Genomic DNA, 20,725 nt, shown 5'->3' with positions numbered 1-20,725 from the left:
GGTGTTTTTGCAAACAACATGGATAAGGGGATATACTAAACATCCCTGCGGCAAACAGACGTTAATCCTATGAAATACGATACTTCCGAACTATGCGACATTTACCATGAAGATGTGAATGTAGTAGAACCGCTGTTCTCCAACTTTGGTGGGCGTACTTCGTTTGGCGGGCAGATCACCACAGTGAAATGCTTTGAGGATAACGGCCTACTCTATGAACTGTTGGAAGAGAATGGGCGTGGACGTGTGATGGTCATTGACGGCGGTGGTTCTGTGCGTCGTGCGCTGATCAACGCAGAATTAGCTCGTTTGGCTACACAGAATGAGTGGGAAGGCATTGTCGTTTACGGTGCCGTTCGTCAGGTCGACGATCTCGAAGAGTTGGATATTGGTATTCAAGCGATGGCGGCTATCCCTGCAGGAGCAGACGGTGAAGGCATCGGCGAGAGCGATATCCGCGTAAACTTCGGCGGCGTGACCTTCTTCTCCGGCGATCATCTGTATGCTGACAACACAGGTATTATTCTCTCTGAAGAGCCATTGGATCTCGAGTAGTCCATAGCCCAGTCTGAATGAAAAAAGGCGCTCAATGAGCGCCTTTTGCTTGCCTGCATGAAAACAAAGTCAATTAATTCACTTCATCCATGCGGCCTAACAAAGAGCGCAGGCGCTCCTGCCATGCAGTTTGTTCTTCTTTCAGCTGTTCGTTTTCACGCACCAGAGCTTCACGGGAGCCAGCAGCTTGCTGAACTTCCTGATTCAGTTGAGTGTTCTGTTCTTTCAGCTCTTCGATTTCCATCTGCAACAGCGTAATGGTATCAATCGCCTGTTGAACTTTTGCTTCCAATTTTTCAAATACTTCAAATGACATTCTTCTGTCCCCTTATCATAGCCAGGCGTACATCTGCTGTAGTGAGTGCGTTTATTTGTCACCCACTGCGAAAATATAGTTGCGCCCATAAACACAACGACTGACTGCCACCCACGGTGCGCGAGTCATTGCGCAATAAATTCTTTTTCAACTCCGATTGTATGTACCCCATTCTCTACTGTCTAGCGCGATACTGGGGCAAAGTGCAGTCTGTAACAAAATCGCACCTTATGACTATCAGTTAATCCCTAAAAATCGTATTCATCAGCTTCGTTATAAATTTACAATTAAGTTACAAAATCGTGTCACCATGATCTGTGTCAGTGGTCAGATCACAAAAAAATTTGGCAAAAAGAGCACTGAATACGCGGATTCACTCATTTTTATGACGAAGTACACACATTTTGATTTCGCTATTTCTCGTTTTTGCTCGTTAACGATAAATTTACAACAAGCCCAGAAAAAATATATGAGGGCTTGCTTCACACCCCCTACAATAATTCGTCGTTAGGACACCAAGTCATGAGCCAAACAGCTAGTTCAACGTTAAAAGGGCAGTGCATCGCTGAATTTCTTGGCACCGCATTGCTGATATTTTTTGGATGTGGCTGCGTAGCCGCACTTAAGCTGGCAGGTGCAAGTTTTGGTCAGTGGGAAATTAGTATTATTTGGGGTCTGGGTGTTGCCATGGCAATTTACCTGACGGCCGCTATCTCTGGTGCTCATCTGAATCCCGCCGTCACTATCGCCTTATGGCTTTTTGCCTGTTTCGATAAGCGCAAAGTTATTCCCTACATCATTGCTCAGGTTGCGGGGGCTTTTTGCGCCGCGGCACTGGTCTACGGTTTGTACCAAAACCTGTTCGTCGACTTTGAGCAAGCCCACCAGATCGTCCGGGGCAGCGTAGCCAGCCTAGATCAGGCCGGTGTGTTCTCCACCTATCCGAACCCACATATTTCTGTAGGGCAGGCATTCTTGGTTGAAACCGTTATTACCGCCATCCTGATGTGCCTAATTCTGGCACTGACCGATGACGGCAACGGCATTCAACGTGGCCCATTAGCGCCACTGCTGATCGGTATTCTCATCGCCGTTATCGGGGCATCCATGGGGCCGTTGACCGGATTTGCGCTTAACCCAGCTCGTGACTTTGGTCCTAAAGCTTTCGCCTATCTGGCTGGCTGGGGCGAAGTTGCCTTTACCGGCGCTCGAGATATTCCATACTTCTTAGTACCTATCTTTGGCCCAATCGTCGGCGCATGCATCGGCGCCTTTGGTTACCGTTCACTGATTGGTCGTCACTTGCCATGTGATGTATGCAAGCTCGAAGATGAGCCTGCAACCAAAACAGAACAGCGTAAGGCCTAGTATTCATCGGTGGACTTCGCTCCACCGGTTTTCATTTTTTTGAGACACCATGTCGTATTCAGTTCATCAACGCAGGATTAATGTTATGACGACCGAAAAAAAATACATCGTCGCGCTCGACCAAGGAACCACCAGCTCACGAGCAGTGGTACTGGATCATGACGCTAATATCATCAGCGTCTCTCAGCGTGAATTTGAGCAAATCTATCCAAAAGCGGGTTGGGTTGAACACGACCCAATGGAGATTTGGGCGACGCAAAGTTCTACTCTGGTCGAAGTCCTAGCGAAAGCGGATATCAGTTCTGATCAAATCGCGGGTATTGGTATCACCAACCAGCGTGAAACCACCATCGTTTGGGAGAAAGAGACAGGCAAACCCATTTATAACGCTATTGTGTGGCAATGCCGCCGTACTGCTGACATCTGTGAGAAACTGAAAAAAGCAGGCATGGAAGAGTACATTCGCCATAATACGGGCTTAGTGGTTGACCCCTATTTCTCTGGCACCAAAGTAAAATGGATTCTTGATCACGTTGAAGGATCTCGTGAGCGCGCAAAACGCGGCGAGCTGCTGTTCGGTACCGTAGATACTTGGCTGGTTTGGAAAATGACACAGGGGCGTGTTCACGTCACCGACTACACCAACGCCTCTCGTACCATGATGTTCAACATCCATACGCTGGAGTGGGATGAGCGCATGCTAGAGGTCTTGGACATTCCACGCGAAATGCTGCCAACCGTACATCCATCATCTGAAATCTACGGCCAAACCAACATCGGTGGTAAAGGCGGTACTCGTATTCCAATCGCAGGGATCGCGGGTGACCAGCAGGCTGCGCTTTATGGTCAACTGTGCGTGCAAGAAGGTATGGCGAAGAACACCTACGGTACCGGTTGCTTCCTATTGATGAACACCGGAAAAGAAGCCGTTCCTTCCAAGCATGGTCTACTGACGACTATCGCCTGCGGCCCACGCGGTGAAGTGAACTATGCGCTGGAAGGCGCCGTATTTATCGGCGGCGCATCAATTCAATGGCTACGCGATGAGATGAAGCTGATTAACGACGCGGCGGACTCCGAATACTTCGCAACCAAAGTAAAAGACAGCAACGGCGTGTACGTGGTACCTGCCTTTACTGGTCTGGGCGCCCCTTACTGGGATCCGTATGCACGTGGAGCTATCTTCGGCCTGACCCGTGGCGTAAACAGCAACCACATTATTCGTGCAACGCTGGAATCTATCGCTTACCAAACGCGCGACGTTCTAGATGCAATGCAAGCGGACTCCGGTACTCGTCTAAAAGCGCTGCGCGTAGACGGTGGTGCTGTTGCCAATAACTTCCTGATGCAGTTCCAGTCTGACATTCTGGGAACGCGTGTTGAGCGTCCTGCAGTACTGGAGGTTACGGCGTTGGGTGCAGCATATCTAGCCGGTCTAGCAGTAGGGTTCTGGAGCGATCTGGAGGAACTGCGTAGCAAGGCCACTATCGAGCGTGAATTCCGTCCAAGCATTGAAACCGTGGAGCGTAACTATCGCTACAGCGGCTGGAAGAAAGCCGTATCGCGTGCTCAGGCGTGGGAAGAGCACGATTGATATTGGGCTCACCAGTTATGTTATGTATATAACTAAGGTGTAAAGTTTCGTTCGCCTATCAGCAACGGCATTTGCCTATAAACTGAGTTGAAGGCGACCGATGAGGGGCGCCAGCGCGCGCCCCTTCAATCCTCGCGCTTTTATCCGAGACGCCATTTCCGCATCGGGTCGGCATGCGCCATCCTTGGCGCCTCCTCCCCTCGTAGAAACATCCTGTTTCTACTGCTCTATCTACCAAAACTTAAACTCAAAAAAGACAAAACAATCAAAACAATATTGCTTTGTCTTCTCGTGTTGAATGAAATGCATGATAGAACCGCCATCAGGGATGATGGCGGTAGGTCGAAGGCGCACAGGGATGTGCGCTCTGAGACCGGTAGGTCAAACAACTCGGTAAAAAGCGCGAGAGTGAAGAGGTTGCGCGCTGGCAACCTCTTCTCGGACGCCTCGCTAGCGGTTTCATGGAAACAAATTTGCTAACTGGCGGACGAAACCCTTCACCGTTCTATCATAGAGATAGAAAACCGCTGCCAATACGGACGCCTGCACAGTCCAAATGTGAATAGAAGACAGCAGCAATGAAGCCCATACAATCGTTTTCCAATCCCCCCCTCTCACCTTGTGCTAAAATCCCCTCCCGTCTTTATCCCTCAATCTTTCAGTAACCAATACGGATCTATAATGAAACGTGAATTAGCCATCGAATTCTCCCGCGTCACCGAAGCCGCAGCTCTGGCTGGATACAAGTGGTTAGGCCGTGGTGATAAAAATGCCGCTGACGGCGCTGCTGTTAATGCCATGCGCATCATGCTTAACCAAGTCGATATCGACGGTGAAATCGTGATCGGTGAGGGTGAGATCGATGAAGCTCCAATGTTGTATATCGGTGAGCGTGTTGGTACTGGTAACGGCGATCAGGTTGATATCGCCGTCGATCCCATTGAAGGCACCCGTATGACCGCCATGGGTCAATCTAATGCGCTAGCCGTTATGGCCGTTGGCGATAAAGGTACTTTTTTGCGCGCACCGGATATGTATATGGAGAAACTGGTTGTCGGCCCGCAAGCTAAAGGCGTTATCGATTTAAATCGACCATTGGCCGAAAACCTGCGTCTGGTTGCCGAAAAGCTAGAAAAACCGCTGCATGAGCTAACCGTCATTACGCTGGCAAAACCACGCCATGACGCTGTAATTGCTGAAATGCAGACACTTGGCGTTAAAGTATTTGCGATTCCTGACGGCGACGTAGCGGCCTCAATTCTGACCTGTATGCCTGAAAGCGAAGTTGATGTCATGTACGGCATCGGCGGCGCACCAGAAGGCGTTGTCTCAGCCGCAGTGATTCGTGCGCTAGATGGTGATATGCATGGCCGCCTGATCGCTCGACACAATGTGAAGGGCGATACCCCAGAAAACCGCGCGCTTGGCGAACAAGAGCTCAAGCGTTGCGCTGAAATGGGAATCGAAGCAGGTAAAGTGCTGCGCTTAGACGAAATGGCACGCAACGATAACGTCGTATTCTCCGCGACGGGAATAACCAAAGGTGATTTGCTGGAAGGTATTTATCGTAAAGGGAATATGGCTACCACTGAAACTCTGCTGGTGCGCGGTAAATCACGCACTATTCGCCGTATTCGTTCGACACATTATCTCGATCGCAAAGATCCAAAGATTTGTGAATTAATCATCTAGCTTCGATATCTCTCAGCCTCGTATTCACAGGCGAGGCTGAGGTTTTAGAACACAACTTACACCATATGCCCTTGCTGCTGCATTTTATGCGCAAGCGGTAGCCAACAGAGCAAAATCATCACGGCCATTGCCGTCATTAACATCCCTAAGCTGAACTGCCCCGTCTGTGGTAATAACGCAGAGAACCAAGCCATCGCGCCAGAACCCATGTTTTGTAGACCGCCCACCAGCGCACCCGCAGCCCCAGCCAAGAACGGAAATGGCTCCATAGCCCCTGTCGTTGCCAGTGGGAATAGCATTCCAGCGCCAAAGAAGAACAGTGCTGCAGGCACCACCAGCGTCCAAATATTCATAATGCCAAACCAGCCTGGGATCCACATCATAACGCCAGCGAGCAAGCAGCTGATTACCGAATGCCACATCAAGGTGGAGAAGCTTTTCCCCTGACGCCCTGCGTACCACGCACCAAAGAAGGCGGCTGGGATAGGTAAGATAAACAGAATACTCACGACGATGCCGCTGAGCCCCAAAACGCCGCCCATCAGTACACCGGAACAAGCCTCGAATACCGCAACACCGGCAAGTCCACCCACGAGCATAATCAAATAGCAGCCAAAAGAGCCGTTGGTCAGCAGCATTTTGTAGCTCGCAAACATATTCTTACGCGGTGCATTTGCCGGACGCGTTTCTGGAAGCCAGCGGTACATTGAAAACGCAACGCACACACAAAGCAGCAGTAAAAAACCATAGCAAGCACGCCAGCCGAGCACAGAATCCAGCATACCGCCAATCACCGGTGCCAACAGCGGACTAACGAGAATACCCATGTTCAATAGGCTGTTGGCATAGCGTAGAGAAGGCCCCTCATAGAGGTCGCGCGGCATAGTACGAGCCATCACACCAGCTACGCCGGTTCCCATGCCTTGTAGCGCGCTTGCCATAACCAACATATCTAAATTGGTCGATAGCAACGCCCACAGCGCACCAATGATGAAAATCCCCATACCCGCCAAAATGACCGGGCGACGTCCCACACGATCGGAAATGGGGCCGTAGATCAACTGCGATCCACCGTAGGTTAGCAAATAAGCAGCCATGACCCCTTGCACAGCACCAGTGCGCACGCCCAGATCACGCGCCATATCTGCAATAGAAGGCACATAGATAGTCTGTGCCATCTGGCCAACTGCGACGAGCAGAATCAACATCACTAACAGGTGAAAATTCTCGAGCTTTCTCATTATTTTACGCTTGCCAACGCATCAAATTAGTATCATTAACTATTCATGACATAAATGTCAGGAAGTTAAAGCCATAGATCGGCGCATAATCTAACAGATTAGATTAAATAAACGAGCGAGTAAGGTTCTTTATTCTGGCTGATTTTGGCATACAAAAGTACCTAGCTCGTAAAGAAAAAGTTACAGCGAGGCGTTCATTCTGCGACGGGATTAAAAATAGAGGATATTAATCATTTAATAGAGATATATAAGTTATTAAACTATATACCCAAAATAATTCGAGTTGCATTGAGAAGGCAAGTAAGTGAATCCCGATGAGCTTGCTCTAGTAAGAGATTCGGATGAATGAACGCAGCCAACAAAATGCAAGTTGAAGTATGACGGGTATACCCACTTTCCAAAAGGATTTGAGTCATGAAGACACCAGAATTGATCATGCTGCAGTTGAAAAGCCTTGGTCCTCAGTCAGCCAAGATGCTGGCTGATAGAATATCGATCACCACAATGGGCATTCGTCAGCATTTACAACAGCTCGAACAACGTGAACTTGTCTGTTATGAAGAGGCCAGGACCAAAGTGGGCCGCCCAACTCGTTACTGGTCGCTAACGACCAAGGGACACAGTCAGTTCCCCGATCGCCATCAAGACCTGTCGCGCGTGATCCTCGGTGCCGCACAGCAACTCTTCGGCGATGAAGGTGTTGAAAAACTCATTAATGTCCGCGAAGACTCTCTGTTTCAGCGCTATGCAACGGAACTGGAGAAATATCCCGAAGGCGAAGAACGCTTTCAGGCACTGGCTCGCTTGCGCCAAAACGACGGCTACATGGCCGAACTTGAGGTTGAAGATGATGCCGTGGTGCTGATTGAAAACCACTGTCCGATTGGCGTGGCAGCCCATAACTGCGGTAACTTATGTAACTCTGAGTTGAGTTTATTGCATCGCCTGTTGGGTCCAAACTACCAAATTGACCGCGTCGAGCATATTATTTCCAACTCACGTCGCTGCGCATATCGCATTACACCTCGGGAGTTGTAACCATGGCAGAATGGGTAACGGGCACTATTACTCAAGTTCAACATTGGACAGAGAATCTGTTCAGCATCACACTGCAAGCACCGGTCCATAACTTTACTGCCGGACAGTTTGCCAAGCTGGGCTTAGATATTGACGGAGAGCGTGTACAGCGCGCTTATTCGTATGTAAATGCGCCAAGCGATAATAACTTAGAGTTTTATCTGGTAACCGTACCCGATGGTAAGCTCAGTCCGCGTCTGCATAGCCTTCAGGCAGGTGATACTTTACAGGTCACTGAAGAAGCCGCTGGTTTCTTTGTTCTGGATGAAGTTCCAGACTGTAAAACGCTTTGGATGCTGGCAACCGGTACTGCATTGGGGCCATATTTATCAATTTTGCAAGAAGGTAAAGATCTCGAGCGCTTTGAGAATATTGTCTTAGTTCATGCCACTCGTTTAGCGCAGGACTTAAGCTATCTGCCATTGATGCAACAGTTGGAACAACGCTACAACGGCAAATTACGGATTCAAACCGTAGTCAGCCGTGAGAATGCCGCAGGTTCACTTCAGGGGCGCGTTCCTGCGCTCATCGAGGATGGTTCTTTGGAAGCAGCGGTAGGCTTGAAAATCGACGCAGAAGAGAGCCACGTGATGTTGTGCGGCAATCCGCAAATGGTGCGAGATACCCAACAAGTGCTGAAGGATTCACGTGGAATGCGCAAGCATCTGCGCCGTAAACCGGGGCACATCACCAGTGAGCATTACTGGTAAATTTCAGCGATGATAAAACATGTGCCGGTTTGACCACCGGCATTTTTTTGGCTTAACGGCCTGCGTTCTTAAAATCGACCGGCGTTGGTTCTGGACCAAAACGATTATCCCCTTCGGTACCTATAAACGAACCACAGTCGATCAGCATCATCACCCCGATCAGCGTTGGAATAAAACGCCCAACCCCCCACTGCCAGATCTCGGCTAGCATACTCCAGTTTCCTGCTGCCAGCATCCAAGCAACAACGACCAAAAGAGCCCACCAGCCCGACTTATTGCGATCGTGCAAGCGCTTTACCAACACCGCTGCCGTTGGCCACAATGAAAAAACTAAACCAAAGGCCGCCGTTTGTAACGAAATCCAGCCACTTCCTGCAATCGAAAAAATAATCACTAAAAGAAGCGCCCACAATCCCATCCATATCCAGAAATCGCGCCGCCCAATTCGTCCGTTAAAAGAGAAACACCACTTTTGAATGGTCATAATCTGAAGTTGCCTACGTTATTACACCCTAAATATTTCGAGTTACAGGAAGGCGGCAAGTGAGTCAATCCCGATGAGCTTACTCTAGTAAGTGATGGGGGTGAACGAGCGCAGCCAACGCACATGCAGCTTGAAGTATGATGGGTAGAGAGCTAATAGCGGCAAAGTTTACCTTATCTCTCTCGGCCTCGGGAAATTTTGCACACAATTTTGACAATCACCCTTCGAAAACGCTTTAATCAGGTATAGGCGTGTGTATTACCAACATTCAGAATGGCAGATTGGAACATCAGACCAACAATGAAAAAAACGAGTTGCTACACATCCAAGGCTTTCTTCGCAATACTGATTCTATGGTATGCAGGCAGCAGTTTTTCTGTCAGTGCCGCGCAGGAAGAAGGCCGTATACTTTCTGACGAGCTCCCCGCCGCCCCTTACCTATTACCCAACGCTCCGACGTTCGACCTGACACTGGTTCAATTTCGCGCCAAGTACAACATTGAAAACCCGACGCTTATCATCAACGAATATCGGGCTATTAGCGTAAAAAACGAAGAGACGGCTATCACGCGCGCCGCCAGCAAAATCAATGACTATCTCTACTCTTCGGTTGTACTGGAAAAGGGCACAGGAAAAATCAAGAGCTTACAGATTACCTACATTCCGCCCGTGTCGATAAAAAACGATAAAGAAAATGGAAAAGACGGCAAGAAGCTCGATAAATCAGACGATAAAGTCTCACGCGAGTCGCGCGAACTCGCCATCAACTATATGGCCGCTATCATGCGGCACTTTTCGCCTACACTAACCTTTGATCAATGCACGGCTAAAGTATCGTCGCTGTTGAATAAAGGCAAAGGCCAGCTCTATTTCGCCCAAAATGATGGAGCGATGCGTTATGTCGTATCGGATAGCGCAGAAAAAGGTATTACTTTCGCAGTTGAACCGATTAAGCTGTCGCTATCAGATAATGCGGCTTGATCGCATCCTTTCGTATTTCATGATGGAAAACAAAACTTCTTAGTCGCGAGCTTTCTATACTGATTTACAGACAATGCCGGTAAGGCAGACTTTTACGATTATGTGTTCCGAATTGGAGAAATGAAAATGCGTCAACCATTAGTCATGGGCAACTGGAAACTCAACGGCAGCCACCACATGGTCAACGAACTGATCCTTGCGCTGCGCAACGAACTGAGCGCCGTAGCCAACTGTGACGTTGCTATCGCTCCACCAACCATCTATCTGGACCAGGCTGCACATACTCTGGCAGGTTCTCGTATCGCACTGGGTGCACAAGACGTTGGTATCAACGCTTCTGGTGCATTCACCGGTGAAACTTCGGCTCAAATGCTGAAAGATGTCGGTGCTAAATACATCATTATCGGTCACTCAGAGCGTCGTACTTACCACAAAGAAAGCGACGAGTTCATTGCAGAGAAATTTGCAGCCGTTAAAGAAGCTGGCCTGATCCCTGTGCTGTGCATCGGTGAAACCGACGCAGAAAATGAAGCGGGTAAAACTCAGGAAGTTTGCGCTCGTCAATTGGATGCCGTGCTGAAAACCATGGGTGCTCAAGTCTTCAAAGGTGCAGTTATCGCATACGAACCAGTATGGGCAATCGGTACTGGCAAATCAGCAACCCCTGCTCAGGCTCAAGCCGTTCACAAATTCATCCGCGACCACATTGCTAAACACAATGCCGAAGCAGCTGAAGAAGTTATTATCCAATACGGTGGTTCTGTTAACGCAGCAAACGCCGCTGAACTGTTCACTCAGCCAGATATCGATGGCGCGCTGGTTGGCGGTGCATCTCTGAAAGCTGACGCTTTTGCCGTTATCGTTAAAGCTGCGGCTGAAGCAAAAACTGCATAATTGCGTTTCTGCTTTCTTGCATGCAAAAAAACCCCGGAGAACCGGGGTTTTTTTATGACTGGAAAATGCTATCTCTGGGAAATCTGATCGAATTCCCCACCGGTTGCAAAGTGTTCTTTCTGAGCCTTCTGCCAGCCACCAAAGAGCTGATCAACGGTAAATAACTTCAGTTGCGGAAATTGCTGGCTGTATTGCTTGGCGATTGCCTCATCACGTGGGCGGTAGTAATTTTTGGCGGCGATGGTCTGCCCTTCAGGTGAATACAGATATTTCAGGTACTCATCCGCAACCTGACGCGTTCCGCGCTTATCGACCACTTTATCCACCACGGATACCGTCGGTTCAGCCAAAATAGAAACACTCGGCGTCACAATTTCAAACTGGTCTTTACCCAATTCGTGCTGTGCCAGTAGCGCTTCGTTCTCCCACGCAATCAACACATCGCCGATGCCACGTTCAACGAAAGTATTCGTTGCGCCGCGTGCGCCAGAATCAAGCACCTCTACGTTCTTATACAGCGCTTTGACGAACTCTTTAGCCTTAGCCTGATCGTTATTGTTATTTTCCAGCGCATAACCCCATGCACCTAAATAGTTCCAGCGAGCGCCACCGGAGGTTTTAGGGTTAGGCGTAATAACTGAAACGCCCGGTTTAATTAAGTCATTCCAATCGTGAATTTGCTTTGGGTTACCTTTACGAACTAAGAAAACAATGGTTGAAGTGTAGGGTGCCGAATTATCTGGCAGACGTTTAATCCATGCTTTATCTATTCGTCCACGCTCCGCGATTGCATCAACGTCATAGGCTAGCGCCAGCGTCACTACGTCGGCTTCGATACCGTTAATCACCGATGTCGCCTGCTTGCCCGAGCCACCATGAGATTGCCTGATCGTGACGTTATCGCCTGTCTCCTGTTTGTAGTGCTTGCTGAACGCTTCGTTATATTGCTGATAAAGCTCTCGTGTTGGATCATAAGAAACGTTTAGCAACTGAATATCTTTTGCCAGCGCGCCCGTAGCCACCAGCAGTAACAACAGACCAATCCCAAGTTTACGCATCACCGCTCTCCAAACTTTTACCAAAGTAGTTAAAAGAGAGCCTGCCAGAAAGCAGGAAAATGATTAAAGAATAAAAAAGATACAGTTATGCTTTCGAGGAATAATAACGAAAGGTTGATCTGCCAATCACAGTAGCAAAAAAGCCCCAAGGAGGGGCTTTTGAAATGGTTAACACCTAAATTGCTTAGGCCTCTGGCTTAAACAATTAGTACAGCATTTTCGCTGTTTCCAGCCAATCACCTTTAAATGGACGCTTCATATTTTCTACCGCGTCGATGATATCGTGGTGAACCAGCTTTTCGTTCTGAATACCGACACAGCGTCCACCGTAGCCCTGTAACAACAGTTCAATAGAGTATGCGCCCATGCGGGAAGCTAAAATGCGGTCATAGGCGACTGGAGCCCCACCACGCTGGATGTGACCCAGGACGGTTGCACGAGTCTCACGGCCGGTTTCTTGCTCAATATGTTTAGCTAACTCATCGATGTCACAGATGTGCTCAGTGATTGCCACGATAGCGTGTTTTTTGCCTTTGATAATGCCGGCTTTGATTTCGTTAACCAAATCTTCACGCTTGAACTCAACTTCTGGCAGAACGATAAACTCACAGCCCCCAGCGATGGCCGCCGCCAACGTCAGGTCGCCACAGTAGCGCCCCATGACTTCAACGATAGAAATACGCTGGTGAGAAGAAGAGGTATCACGCAGGCGGTCGATCGCTTCAACGACAGTTTCCAGTGCAGTGAAATAACCGATAGTGTAGTCCGTACCCGCAACGTCGTTATCGATCGTGCCCGGCAAGCCGATGCAAGGGAAGCCCATCTCCGTGATACGCTTCGCCCCCATGTATGAACCATCACCACCGATAACCACTAACGCATCCAGTCCAACTTTGCGCATGTTATCAACGGCTTTCTCACGCACTTTATCATCGCGGAACTCAGGGAAACGCGCAGAACCCAAAAAAGTACCGCCACGGTTAATCATGTCTGACACACTTGAGCGATCAAGCTGCTTCATACGACCTTCATACAAGCCGAGGTAGCCGTCCTCGATACCGTAGACTTCTAACCCTTTGGCTAATGCCGCACGTACAACACCACGGATCGCAGCGTTCATACCTGGAGCGTCACCGCCACTCGTCAATACACCGATTTTCTTGATCATGACTACCTCTGAGCTTGTAGATGCTATTCTTAAGAATTGTTTTCGCCATCGCGCTAAACGTTATTGTATGTGGTACAGGACACGGGTATAGAAAATGAACGTTTATTGCTGCTACTGCTGAATATTATATCAAAGTTATCCAGCTGAATTGATTCAGGTCAGTCTAGTTTGTGGTAAAAAATTTCCCAAGCACTAAAGGAATAAATTTAGAAACCCACCACACCCATCACACTATTACTTACATTCTCTAATGATTTGGGTTGTGAAAGCCGTGATAAACGGGATAACACTCGCAACCACCCGACTTGAACTATAACTTTATAGCTTAGTCGCGATTAGACCTCCCAGTGCCCTTTTCGAGTATCAGGCACCACGGAACACGGGTCCTGATGGATTATCACATCAGAACCGGGAAACCGCTGCAAAATAGCCTGCTCAACTTGTTCGGCGATTTCATGAGCGTGAATTAAAGGGAGGTTATCGTCCATCTCGATATGTAACTGAATAAAACGTGTCGGCCCTGACTGGCGGGTTCTTAAATCATGTACTCCGCTAACGCCCGGCCAAGCATGGACGATATCGACAATAGCCTGACGCTCATCATCATCTAATGCACGATCTAGCAAAGACTGAACGGCCTCATAGCCCATACGTAGTGCGCTATACAGGATATAAACGCCGATTCCGAGCGCAAACAGAGAGTCCGCACGCGTGAAACCGTACCAACTCAATCCCAGTGAGATCAAAATTGCACCGTTCATCATGACGTCAGACTGGTAATGAAGCATATCCGCGCGTACTGCTTGACTCCGGGTTTTTCGCACCACCCAGCGTTGGAAGGTCACTAATACCATCGTACAGGCTAAAGCGATAATTGTTACCCCAATACCAAGGCCTGGGTCAGTCATCGGCTCAGGGTTGATAAGGTGTTGGAAACCGGTCAGGAACAGGAACAATGCGGAGCCGGAAATAAACATGCTTTGCGCCAGTGCAGCCAGGGATTCCGCTTTGCCATGCCCAAAGGTGTGTTCTTCATCAGCAGGTTGTAATGAGTAACGTACCACCAGCAAATTCGTCAAAGATGCAGCGATATCTACAATGGAGTCCACCAGTGATGCCAAAAGACTGACTGAACCAGTGTGCCACCAGGCAAGCGTTTTAATAATAAGGAGTACGGTGGCGGTGACCGTGGCTCCCAGCGCAGCGGTTTTAACTAACCGTGCATATTGCTGCTCCATGAAAATATCCTTTAATCACTTAGGGCTGTTCAGTATAGCGAATTAATGACAAAAAAATCCGCAGGGAACATGGCTTGTCTTAGCTCAGATTAGCACAATGCTCTGTTACGTTTGGAAAGATATATAATATCGAGGACGACTTGATCCTCCCTCTCACTTCGCTCATCTTAATTTACCGTATCAGTCTTTTATTGCTCTTACGGCTGTCCCCGTAAATTGGCGGTCAACAATATTTTGACCATATTTTAATCGCATCGATTTACACGCCATTGAATGACGCAGCGACATTATGTGCGTGTCTATAAAATGAAATCGCCTGAGGCATCGATCATCATGGGGCAATCACGCTCACCCGTATCAAGCCAACAATCTAACAGCTCAACGTTAAACCGTTTTAAACAAAATCCTAAGACCTGTTTATACTGCCTATTTTTAGTCATCGTAGCTGTCGTCATCCTTGCGGGTAATACGCCCTCGGCGGGCTATCCCCTTATCACCGCATTGAGTGCGTTTGTTTTCATCGTGGGTATGTTCTATCTACTTTCAGGGAGAAGCATATTTGCCTTGTCGATTACTAGCCTTTTGGTGATCGTCCTACAGTTTATCAACCAGCTTAAAGTCCATTATTACAAAGACCATTTGATGTTTCCCGACATCTATTTGGCTACTGATCCCTCCAATACCGCTACGCTTTTGCATTACCCTTTAGCAGGTCTAGCGCTTCTCGGTCTAGTGATATGGCTAATCATCACGCTGGTTGTTACATGGCGAGCGACTGCACGCAATGTCTCTCACAGGGTCTGGTGGCGCAGTATTGGGATGATGATCCTTGCCAGTGCGCTCGTAGCCCTTTGCGTCACCCGCTACCAACACGTCTGGGCAACCACCCTACCAGGTGGAACTGGCGTGGTTTCAAACCTCGTCATGTCAGCGAGCGAAGTGGAATATGAGCCACCTTCCTTTAATAGCGAATCCAGTGCCTATTTTAAACAGCAGGCCGCAGCGCTAAATCTGCCCCTAGCGAACCATAGTCAGCATCCAGACATCATCGTGCTGCTACAAGAATCTACGGTCGATCCTCGGCTTTATTCGTTACCAGACCCCAAATTGCTCCCCCGATTCACGATGTTTGAACAAGAAGGTAACGTGAAAGCACATACGCCGATGCGCGTACAAACTTTTGGTGGCGGCACATGGTTATCCGAATTCGCGCTATTAACCGGTTTACGCAGCGATGATTTTGGAGCTATGAAGAATTCTGTGTTCTATTCCGCGGTCGATCACGTCAACGACAGCTTGTTTAAACAGATGAAAAACAATGGCTACTACACGATTGTGCTTACGCCATTTAATAAATCAGCCTATAACGCCGGTCATGCCTATCATGAGATGGGAATCGACCAGATCCTTCAGCCGCAGGAGTTAGGCTATCCCGGCAAGCTTGAAGATAACCTTTGGCACATCACCACTGCGGATATGTTGAAATACGTTAAGCAGATCATGGCGAAAAAAACGGATAAGCCATTGTTTATCTATGCCTTAACCATGTACGAACATGGTCCCTATGATGAAAAACATAGCGACGATTATCATCTGACCCACTATGTGAAAAAAAGTGGTTCTGCTGGCGAGTTCAGCCACTATGTGGAGAAAATTAAGACTTCGGACACTGCGTTAGCTGATTTCTTCCAATTTGTTGATACTCGCAATAAACCGACCATTTTTATGCATTTTGGCGATCACCAACCCGCCATTGATTGGTCCAATGGCTACACCACGACGATGTCAGACCCGATGCATTTCACCCAGTTTAGCCTGCGTGATAACACAGGAGCGCCCGCCGTCAGTGACTTAGGGCGAATGACGGATATTGCATTCTTAGGCGGGATGGTATTGGAACACGCCAATTTAAGCGTTTCACCGTTCTATCGTGCCAATATTGAAATGCGCCATCTCTGCAAAGGCGAACTCAACGATTGCACAAACACTAAACTGGTCGAAAGTTATAAGCATTATATCTACAGCGAACTGCATGCCGCATCAGGTGACAGTAACCCATAATTTACAAGCTACAGGCAAAAAAAACCCCACCGTAAGGTGGGGAAGACAGGGATGGTGTCTATGGCAAGGAAAAACAGGGTGCTACTCTTTCGTACCTAACTTCAGGGCTGAAGTATTCTGCATGGTCGCTATCTGCTGCTGCCAATTGGCAATCCGCTGCTGGTAACGCTCATTTAACTGGGCCTTTTGCTCTGGAGTAAGCAGGTTGTACATCTGGTTGCGAATTTTCGCCATTTCAACCTGACGGTTTATACTCTCCTGAGCCATTTTCTCGGCTAACTGCCGCACTGCGGCTTCATCGAACTTTTCTGCCGTTACCAGATTGTGCATGGTTTCAGCCTCCGCGATATCCACGCGGGGTAAATCGTGTCGCGCAAGCTGCATCAAATCTCGCATTTGCTGGCGCTGATGTTCACTAAGATTCACACCATCAAACATGCGGTTATGATCCATACTTTGATACAACATACCGTTATGTTGAGAGCCTTCGGCAAATGCTGCGGTTGAGGCCATCGCAAGCATAAACGTCATGGCTAACGAGGTTACTTTACGCATCATCTACTCCTTTGCATTGGCTGGCTCATGTGAATCGACGAGAATCAGTGTAGCTCTGGGCCTGAAAACTAGCGTCAGTGCATGTAAAACTAAGTAAAGTCATGGAATAGCGGCACTTGTTGTCGTATTTTGCGTCAGGAGGTAAATACCTATGAATAAAATTTTACTGGTTGATGACGATCGCGAACTGACGTCACTACTGCAAGAACTGCTGGATTTAGAAGGTTTTAGCGTCGTGGTTGCTCACGATGGCGAACAGGCTCTGGAGCTTTTGGACTCCAGTATCGATTTATTATTGTTAGACGTCATGATGCCGAAGAAAAACGGTATCGATACATTGAAAGAAGTTCGCCAACATCACCAAACGCCGGTCATTATGCTCACTGCGCGCGGTAGTGAATTGGATCGCGTGCTGGGTCTGGAACTCGGCGCAGATGATTATTTACCTAAGCCGTTCAACGATCGCGAGCTAGTTGCACGTATCCGTGCAATTTTGCGCCGTTCGAATTGGAATGAGCAGCAACAAAGCAACGAAAGCAACGCGCCAACGCTGGAAGTTGATCACCTGTTACTGAATCCGGGGCGTCAAGAAGCCAGTTTTGATGGACAAACATTAGAACTGACAGGAACTGAGTTCACCCTGCTTTATCTGCTGGCTCAGCATTTAGGACAGGTTGTTTCACGTGAACACCTGAGTCAGGAAGTCTTGGGTAAACGTCTGACACCGTTTGATCGTGCTATCGATATGCATATTTCTAACCTGCGCCGTAAGCTGCCTGAACGTAAAGACGGTCAGCCTTGGTTTAAAACACTACGCGGTCGCGGCTATCTGATGGTGTCTGTTTCATGATTAACAGCCTTACGGCACGTATCTTTGCCATTTTCTGGTTAACGCTGGCGTTAGTGCTGATGGTGGTGTTGATGCTGCCAAAACTCGATTCACGTCAGCTAACCTCATTACTGGACAGTGAACGCCGTCAAGGCATTATGCTGGAACAGCACGTGGAAGCGGAATTAGCTGTTGACCCGGCGAATGACCTGATGTGGTGGCGTCGCTTGTTCCGCGCCATTGATAAATGGTCTCCTCCAGGTCAGCGACTTCTGTTAGTGACAAGCGAAGGGCGCGTGATTGGCGCTCAACGCAATGAAATGCAGATCGTGCGTAACTTTATCGGCCAGTCTGATAACGCAGACCAGCCGAAAAAGAAAAAATATGGCCGACTCGAAATGTTGGGGCCCTTCCCTATTCGTGATGGCGAAGATAATTACCAACTCTATCTGGTTCGTCCAGCAAGCAGCCCACAGTCCGACTTCATCAACCTGATGTTTGACCGCCCGCTGTTACTGTTACTGGTTACGATGCTCATTAGCTCACCTCTGTTGCTCTGGTTAGCATGGAGCCTCGCGAGCCCTGCCCGTAAGCTTAAAAATGCTGCCGATGATGTTGCCAGTGGCAATCTCAAACAGCATCCCGAATTGGAGGCGGGTCCGCAGGAGTTCTTAGCCACTGGAGCAAGTTTTAACCAAATGGTGAGCGCTCTCGAGCGCATGGTTAACGCACAGCAACGGCTTATCTCTGATATCTCGCATGAGCTAAGAACACCGCTGACACGCCTGCAGCTTGCTACCGCGCTGATGCGGCGACGCCATGGTGAATATAACGAACTGTCGCGTATAGAGATGGAGGCTCATCGTCTCGATAGCATGATCAATGACTTGCTAGCGCTGTCTCGCAATCAGCATAAAACCGAGCTGGAGCGCGAGCACCTTAAAGCCGATGAGCTTTGGGATGATGTGTTGGAAAATGCCAAGTTTGAGGCTGAGCAAGTCGGCAAAACGCTAGAGATTATCAGCCCACCGGGGCCTTGGCCGCTATTTGGCAGCCATGCAGCACTCGATAGTGCGTTTGAAAATATCGTGCGTAACGCTCTTCGCTATTCTCATCACAAAATTGCGGTGACGTTTAGCTGTGACAATCAGGGGATCACCATTCACGTCGACGATGACGGCCCTGGTGTCGCACCAGAAGACCGTGAACAGATCTTCCGTCCATTCTATCGCACTGATGAGGCGCGCGACCGCGAGTCAGGAGGTACAGGCCTAGGCTTAGCAATCGTCGAAACCGTGGTAGAACAGCATAACGGCTGGGTCAAGGCCGAAGACAGCCCTCTGGGTGGTCTGCGCCTAACACTTTGGCTACCGCTTTATACGCGATAAGTTTGGAGTATAATGCGCCCCCTGACCTTGGGGGCGTACCACATGTTAAATATCGTTTTATTTGAACCAGAAATCCCACCGAATACCGGTAATATCATCCGTCTCTGCGCCAACACGGGCTTTAAATTACACCTTATCGAACCGTTAGGTTTTACTTGGGACGATAAGCGTCTGCGCCGCGCAGGTCTGGACTATCACGAGTTCGCCACGCTAAAAAAACATCATGACTATCAAGCCTTTCTCGACAGCGAACAACCTGAACGCCTCTTTGCATTGACGACAAAAGGTACGCCGGCACACAGCGCGGTAAGTTATCAAGCAGGTGATTATCTGGTGTTTGGCCCAGAAACGCGCGGATTACCAGCCTACATTCTGGATGCTCTTCCTGCTCAGCAAAAAATTCGTATACCGATGCTCGCCAGCAGTCGCAGCATGAATCTGTCAAATGCGGTTTCTGTTGTGGTTTACGAAGCTTGGCGCCAACTTGGCTACGAAGGTGCGCTACTGAAAGAGTAAGTTATTAGTAGAAATAGGATGCGAGGCAGGCGAATGTCTGCCCCGTGAAATGAAGACAAGTTGTATTTAGATACCGTCGCCGAACTCAAAACCGTCATGTGCGCCGTTAAACAACTGATCCATATCCATAGATGGCTTTTCGCTTTCAGGGCGTCCGACAATGCGAGCAGGCACACCGGCAGCGGTTGTATGCGCTGGAATTGGATGTAATACAACTGAGCCCGCCCCAATCTTAGCTCCACGGCCAACCTCAATGTTGCCGAGAATTTTAGCGCCAGCTCCGATCATTACACCTTCGCGGATTTTTGGGTGACGGTCGCCGCCCTCTTTCCCCGTACCGCCCAGCGTCACCGATTGCAGAATAGAAACATCATTTTCTACAACGGCAGTTTCGCCGATCACAATTCCGGTTGCGTGATCGAGCATGATCCCGCAGCCAATGCGCGCAGCAGGGTGAATATCCACCCCAAAAACAACGGAAATCTGGTTTTGCAGATAAATAGCCAACGCTTTACGGTCTTGTGACCATAACCAATGCCCGATGCGATACGCTTGAAGCGCATGGAATCCTTTGAGGTACAACAGCGGCGTGGAGTATTTATCAACTGCGGGGTCACGCTGACGTACAGCAAGAATATCGCGCGCCGCATAGTCCGTCATATTGGTGTCTGCACGGTAGGCTTCTTCCACCACCTCGCGGATCGCAATGGCGGGCATAATGGCGTTCGCCAGCTTATTCGCCAAAATGTAACTCAGTGCACTACCCAGATTTTCATGCTTCAGCAAGGTGGCATGATAGAAGCTAGCCAGCATCGGCTCACACTCGGCCAAACCACGCGCCTCGGTTTTGATGCATTGCCAGATTTGTTCTAACTCTTCTATCGACATACAACGCTCCCTTACTTCACCTAAATTACTGCTATTTAATTGCTGCCACGATCATATTCGAGCCAGCTGTACCCAACATAATTGGCGTTGCATGACAAAAGCCTTAAGACTT

The 20,725-nt window shown here is 48.8% G+C and carries 20 protein-coding genes; 12 read left to right on the top strand and 8 right to left on the bottom strand.

Translation table 11 applies throughout. The features are described 5' to 3' along the window. Window positions 1-69 precede the first annotated feature (69 nt). Entirely contained in the window at window positions 70-555 is a 486-nt protein-coding gene (gene rraA, locus K9N75_RS00495) for a ribonuclease E activity regulator RraA (RefSeq protein ID WP_004094220.1), read from the top strand. A gap of 73 nt (window positions 556-628) precedes the next feature. Here the strand turns inward: rraA and zapB are convergent, their stop codons facing one another. Beyond that, entirely contained in the window at window positions 629-871 is a 243-nt protein-coding gene (gene zapB, locus K9N75_RS00490; protein ID WP_004094217.1) for a cell division protein ZapB, read from the bottom strand. Between the two features lie 522 nt (window positions 872-1,393). On the opposite strand from zapB, the gene K9N75_RS00485 reads away from it, so the two are divergent. The 3 genes from K9N75_RS00485 (at window position 1,394) to glpX (ending at window position 5,525) form a co-directional block, all read left to right on the top strand. Continuing rightward, window positions 1,394-2,239 carry an MIP/aquaporin family protein gene (locus tag K9N75_RS00485; RefSeq protein WP_008815796.1) on the top strand — a complete coding sequence of 282 codons (846 nt, stop codon included), beginning with the start codon at window positions 1,394-1,396 and terminating at the stop codon, window positions 2,237-2,239. A gap of 85 nt (window positions 2,240-2,324) precedes the next feature. Beyond that, window positions 2,325-3,833, top strand: a complete 1,509-nt coding sequence (glpK, locus tag K9N75_RS00480) for a glycerol kinase GlpK (protein ID WP_004094211.1) — start codon at window positions 2,325-2,327, stop codon at window positions 3,831-3,833. A gap of 681 nt (window positions 3,834-4,514) precedes the next feature. Next, window positions 4,515-5,525, top strand: coding sequence for a class II fructose-bisphosphatase (gene glpX, locus K9N75_RS00475; protein ID WP_004094207.1), 1,011 nt, complete (start codon window positions 4,515-4,517; stop codon window positions 5,523-5,525). 56 nt (window positions 5,526-5,581) lie between these two features. On the opposite strand, the gene emrD is transcribed toward glpX, so the two are convergent. After that, complete coding sequence (gene emrD / locus K9N75_RS00470; RefSeq protein ID WP_130974150.1) at window positions 5,582-6,766, bottom strand: multidrug efflux MFS transporter EmrD; 1,185 nt, start codon at window positions 6,764-6,766, stop codon at window positions 5,582-5,584. A gap of 414 nt (window positions 6,767-7,180) precedes the next feature. Between emrD and K9N75_RS00465 the strand changes: the two genes are divergently transcribed. Continuing rightward, window positions 7,181-7,804, top strand: a complete 624-nt coding sequence (locus tag K9N75_RS00465; protein WP_004094203.1) for a helix-turn-helix transcriptional regulator — start codon at window positions 7,181-7,183, stop codon at window positions 7,802-7,804. Window positions 7,805-7,806: 2 nt separating this feature from the next. After that, a complete protein-coding gene (gene fpr / locus K9N75_RS00460; protein ID WP_008815794.1) occupies window positions 7,807-8,553 on the top strand; it encodes a ferredoxin--NADP(+) reductase in 747 nt (248 codons plus the stop codon). A 52-nt stretch (window positions 8,554-8,605) separates the two neighbouring features. Here the strand turns inward: fpr and K9N75_RS00455 are convergent, their stop codons facing one another. Continuing rightward, window positions 8,606-9,037 (bottom strand): DUF805 domain-containing protein, encoded by a 432-nt coding sequence (locus tag K9N75_RS00455; protein ID WP_061059354.1) that lies wholly within the window; start codon window positions 9,035-9,037, stop codon window positions 8,606-8,608. A 273-nt stretch (window positions 9,038-9,310) separates the two neighbouring features. Here K9N75_RS00455 and K9N75_RS00450 point away from each other — a divergent pair, with 273 nt between their 5' ends. Together K9N75_RS00450 and tpiA are read left to right on the top strand one after the other, a co-directional pair. Beyond that, on the top strand, window positions 9,311-10,018 hold the full coding sequence (locus K9N75_RS00450; RefSeq protein ID WP_039185204.1) for a DUF1454 family protein: 708 nt from the start codon (window positions 9,311-9,313) through the stop codon (window positions 10,016-10,018). 126 nt (window positions 10,019-10,144) lie between these two features. Continuing rightward, a complete protein-coding gene (gene tpiA / locus K9N75_RS00445; protein ID WP_008815791.1) occupies window positions 10,145-10,912 on the top strand; it encodes a triose-phosphate isomerase in 768 nt (255 codons plus the stop codon). Window positions 10,913-10,980: 68 nt separating this feature from the next. Here tpiA and K9N75_RS00440 read toward each other — a convergent pair whose 3' ends face one another. The 3 genes from K9N75_RS00440 to fieF form a co-directional block, all read right to left on the bottom strand. After that, window positions 10,981-11,970 carry a sulfate ABC transporter substrate-binding protein gene (locus tag K9N75_RS00440; RefSeq protein WP_224452119.1) on the bottom strand — a complete coding sequence of 330 codons (990 nt, stop codon included), beginning with the start codon at window positions 11,968-11,970 and terminating at the stop codon, window positions 10,981-10,983. Window positions 11,971-12,175: 205 nt separating this feature from the next. Next, window positions 12,176-13,138 carry a 6-phosphofructokinase gene (gene pfkA / locus K9N75_RS00435; RefSeq protein WP_004094193.1) on the bottom strand — a complete coding sequence of 321 codons (963 nt, stop codon included), beginning with the start codon at window positions 13,136-13,138 and terminating at the stop codon, window positions 12,176-12,178. Window positions 13,139-13,473: 335 nt separating this feature from the next. Next, a complete protein-coding gene (gene fieF / locus K9N75_RS00430; RefSeq protein WP_008815789.1) occupies window positions 13,474-14,376 on the bottom strand; it encodes a CDF family cation-efflux transporter FieF in 903 nt (300 codons plus the stop codon). Between the two features lie 306 nt (window positions 14,377-14,682). On the opposite strand from fieF, the gene K9N75_RS00425 reads away from it, so the two are divergent. Then, on the top strand, window positions 14,683-16,437 hold the full coding sequence (locus K9N75_RS00425; RefSeq protein WP_224452118.1) for an LTA synthase family protein: 1,755 nt from the start codon (window positions 14,683-14,685) through the stop codon (window positions 16,435-16,437). Between the two features lie 81 nt (window positions 16,438-16,518). Here the strand turns inward: K9N75_RS00425 and cpxP are convergent, their stop codons facing one another. Next, window positions 16,519-16,992 (bottom strand): cell-envelope stress modulator CpxP, encoded by a 474-nt coding sequence (cpxP, locus tag K9N75_RS00420; RefSeq protein WP_020303931.1) that lies wholly within the window; start codon window positions 16,990-16,992, stop codon window positions 16,519-16,521. Window positions 16,993-17,143: 151 nt separating this feature from the next. Between cpxP and cpxR the strand changes: the two genes are divergently transcribed. Genes cpxR through trmL form a run of 3 tightly spaced genes read left to right on the top strand, consistent with a single transcriptional unit; the run spans window position 17,144 to window position 19,725 of the window. Beyond that, window positions 17,144-17,842, top strand: coding sequence for an envelope stress response regulator transcription factor CpxR (gene cpxR / locus K9N75_RS00415; protein ID WP_004094186.1), 699 nt, complete (start codon window positions 17,144-17,146; stop codon window positions 17,840-17,842). After that, a complete protein-coding gene (gene cpxA / locus K9N75_RS00410) occupies window positions 17,839-19,209 on the top strand; it encodes an envelope stress sensor histidine kinase CpxA (RefSeq protein WP_004094183.1) in 1,371 nt (456 codons plus the stop codon). Before cpxR ends, cpxA begins: the two co-directional genes overlap by 4 nt. 42 nt (window positions 19,210-19,251) lie before the next feature. Further along, complete coding sequence (trmL, locus tag K9N75_RS00405) at window positions 19,252-19,725, top strand: tRNA (uridine(34)/cytosine(34)/5-carboxymethylaminomethyluridine(34)-2'-O)-methyltransferase TrmL (protein ID WP_008815787.1); 474 nt, start codon at window positions 19,252-19,254, stop codon at window positions 19,723-19,725. Window positions 19,726-19,791: 66 nt separating this feature from the next. On the opposite strand, the gene cysE is transcribed toward trmL, so the two are convergent. Next, window positions 19,792-20,613: a serine O-acetyltransferase gene (gene cysE / locus K9N75_RS00400; RefSeq protein WP_008815786.1), complete on the bottom strand. Its 822-nt coding sequence runs from the start codon at window positions 20,611-20,613 to the stop codon at window positions 19,792-19,794. Between the last annotated feature and the right edge of the window lie 112 nt (window positions 20,614-20,725).

The sequence above is a fragment of the Hafnia paralvei genome, from assembly GCF_020150375.1.
Taxonomy (GTDB): Bacteria; Pseudomonadota; Gammaproteobacteria; order Enterobacterales; family Enterobacteriaceae; genus Hafnia; species Hafnia paralvei.
The sequence above is the reverse complement of the archived record's forward strand: the minus strand, read 5'-3'. Positions and strand labels throughout refer to the sequence as shown.

Coding starts and splice junctions, on each gene's coding strand:
- rraA (WP_004094220.1), top strand. CDS start 70: ATGAAATACGATACTTCCGAACTATGCGACATTTACCATGAAGATGTG.
- zapB (WP_004094217.1), bottom strand. CDS start 871: ATGTCATTTGAAGTATTTGAAAAATTGGAAGCAAAAGTTCAACAGGCG.
- K9N75_RS00485 (WP_008815796.1), top strand. CDS start 1,394: ATGAGCCAAACAGCTAGTTCAACGTTAAAAGGGCAGTGCATCGCTGAA.
- glpK (WP_004094211.1), top strand. CDS start 2,325: ATGACGACCGAAAAAAAATACATCGTCGCGCTCGACCAAGGAACCACC.
- glpX (WP_004094207.1), top strand. CDS start 4,515: ATGAAACGTGAATTAGCCATCGAATTCTCCCGCGTCACCGAAGCCGCA.
- emrD (WP_130974150.1), bottom strand. CDS start 6,766: ATGAGAAAGCTCGAGAATTTTCACCTGTTAGTGATGTTGATTCTGCTC.
- K9N75_RS00465 (WP_004094203.1), top strand. CDS start 7,181: ATGAAGACACCAGAATTGATCATGCTGCAGTTGAAAAGCCTTGGTCCT.
- fpr (WP_008815794.1), top strand. CDS start 7,807: ATGGCAGAATGGGTAACGGGCACTATTACTCAAGTTCAACATTGGACA.
- K9N75_RS00455 (WP_061059354.1), bottom strand. CDS start 9,037: ATGACCATTCAAAAGTGGTGTTTCTCTTTTAACGGACGAATTGGGCGG.
- K9N75_RS00450 (WP_039185204.1), top strand. CDS start 9,311: ATGGCAGATTGGAACATCAGACCAACAATGAAAAAAACGAGTTGCTAC.
- tpiA (WP_008815791.1), top strand. CDS start 10,145: ATGCGTCAACCATTAGTCATGGGCAACTGGAAACTCAACGGCAGCCAC.
- K9N75_RS00440 (WP_224452119.1), bottom strand. CDS start 11,970: ATGCGTAAACTTGGGATTGGTCTGTTGTTACTGCTGGTGGCTACGGGC.
- pfkA (WP_004094193.1), bottom strand. CDS start 13,138: ATGATCAAGAAAATCGGTGTATTGACGAGTGGCGGTGACGCTCCAGGT.
- fieF (WP_008815789.1), bottom strand. CDS start 14,376: ATGGAGCAGCAATATGCACGGTTAGTTAAAACCGCTGCGCTGGGAGCC.
- K9N75_RS00425 (WP_224452118.1), top strand. CDS start 14,683: ATGAAATCGCCTGAGGCATCGATCATCATGGGGCAATCACGCTCACCC.
- cpxP (WP_020303931.1), bottom strand. CDS start 16,992: ATGCGTAAAGTAACCTCGTTAGCCATGACGTTTATGCTTGCGATGGCC.
- cpxR (WP_004094186.1), top strand. CDS start 17,144: ATGAATAAAATTTTACTGGTTGATGACGATCGCGAACTGACGTCACTA.
- cpxA (WP_004094183.1), top strand. CDS start 17,839: ATGATTAACAGCCTTACGGCACGTATCTTTGCCATTTTCTGGTTAACG.
- trmL (WP_008815787.1), top strand. CDS start 19,252: ATGTTAAATATCGTTTTATTTGAACCAGAAATCCCACCGAATACCGGT.
- cysE (WP_008815786.1), bottom strand. CDS start 20,613: ATGTCGATAGAAGAGTTAGAACAAATCTGGCAATGCATCAAAACCGAG.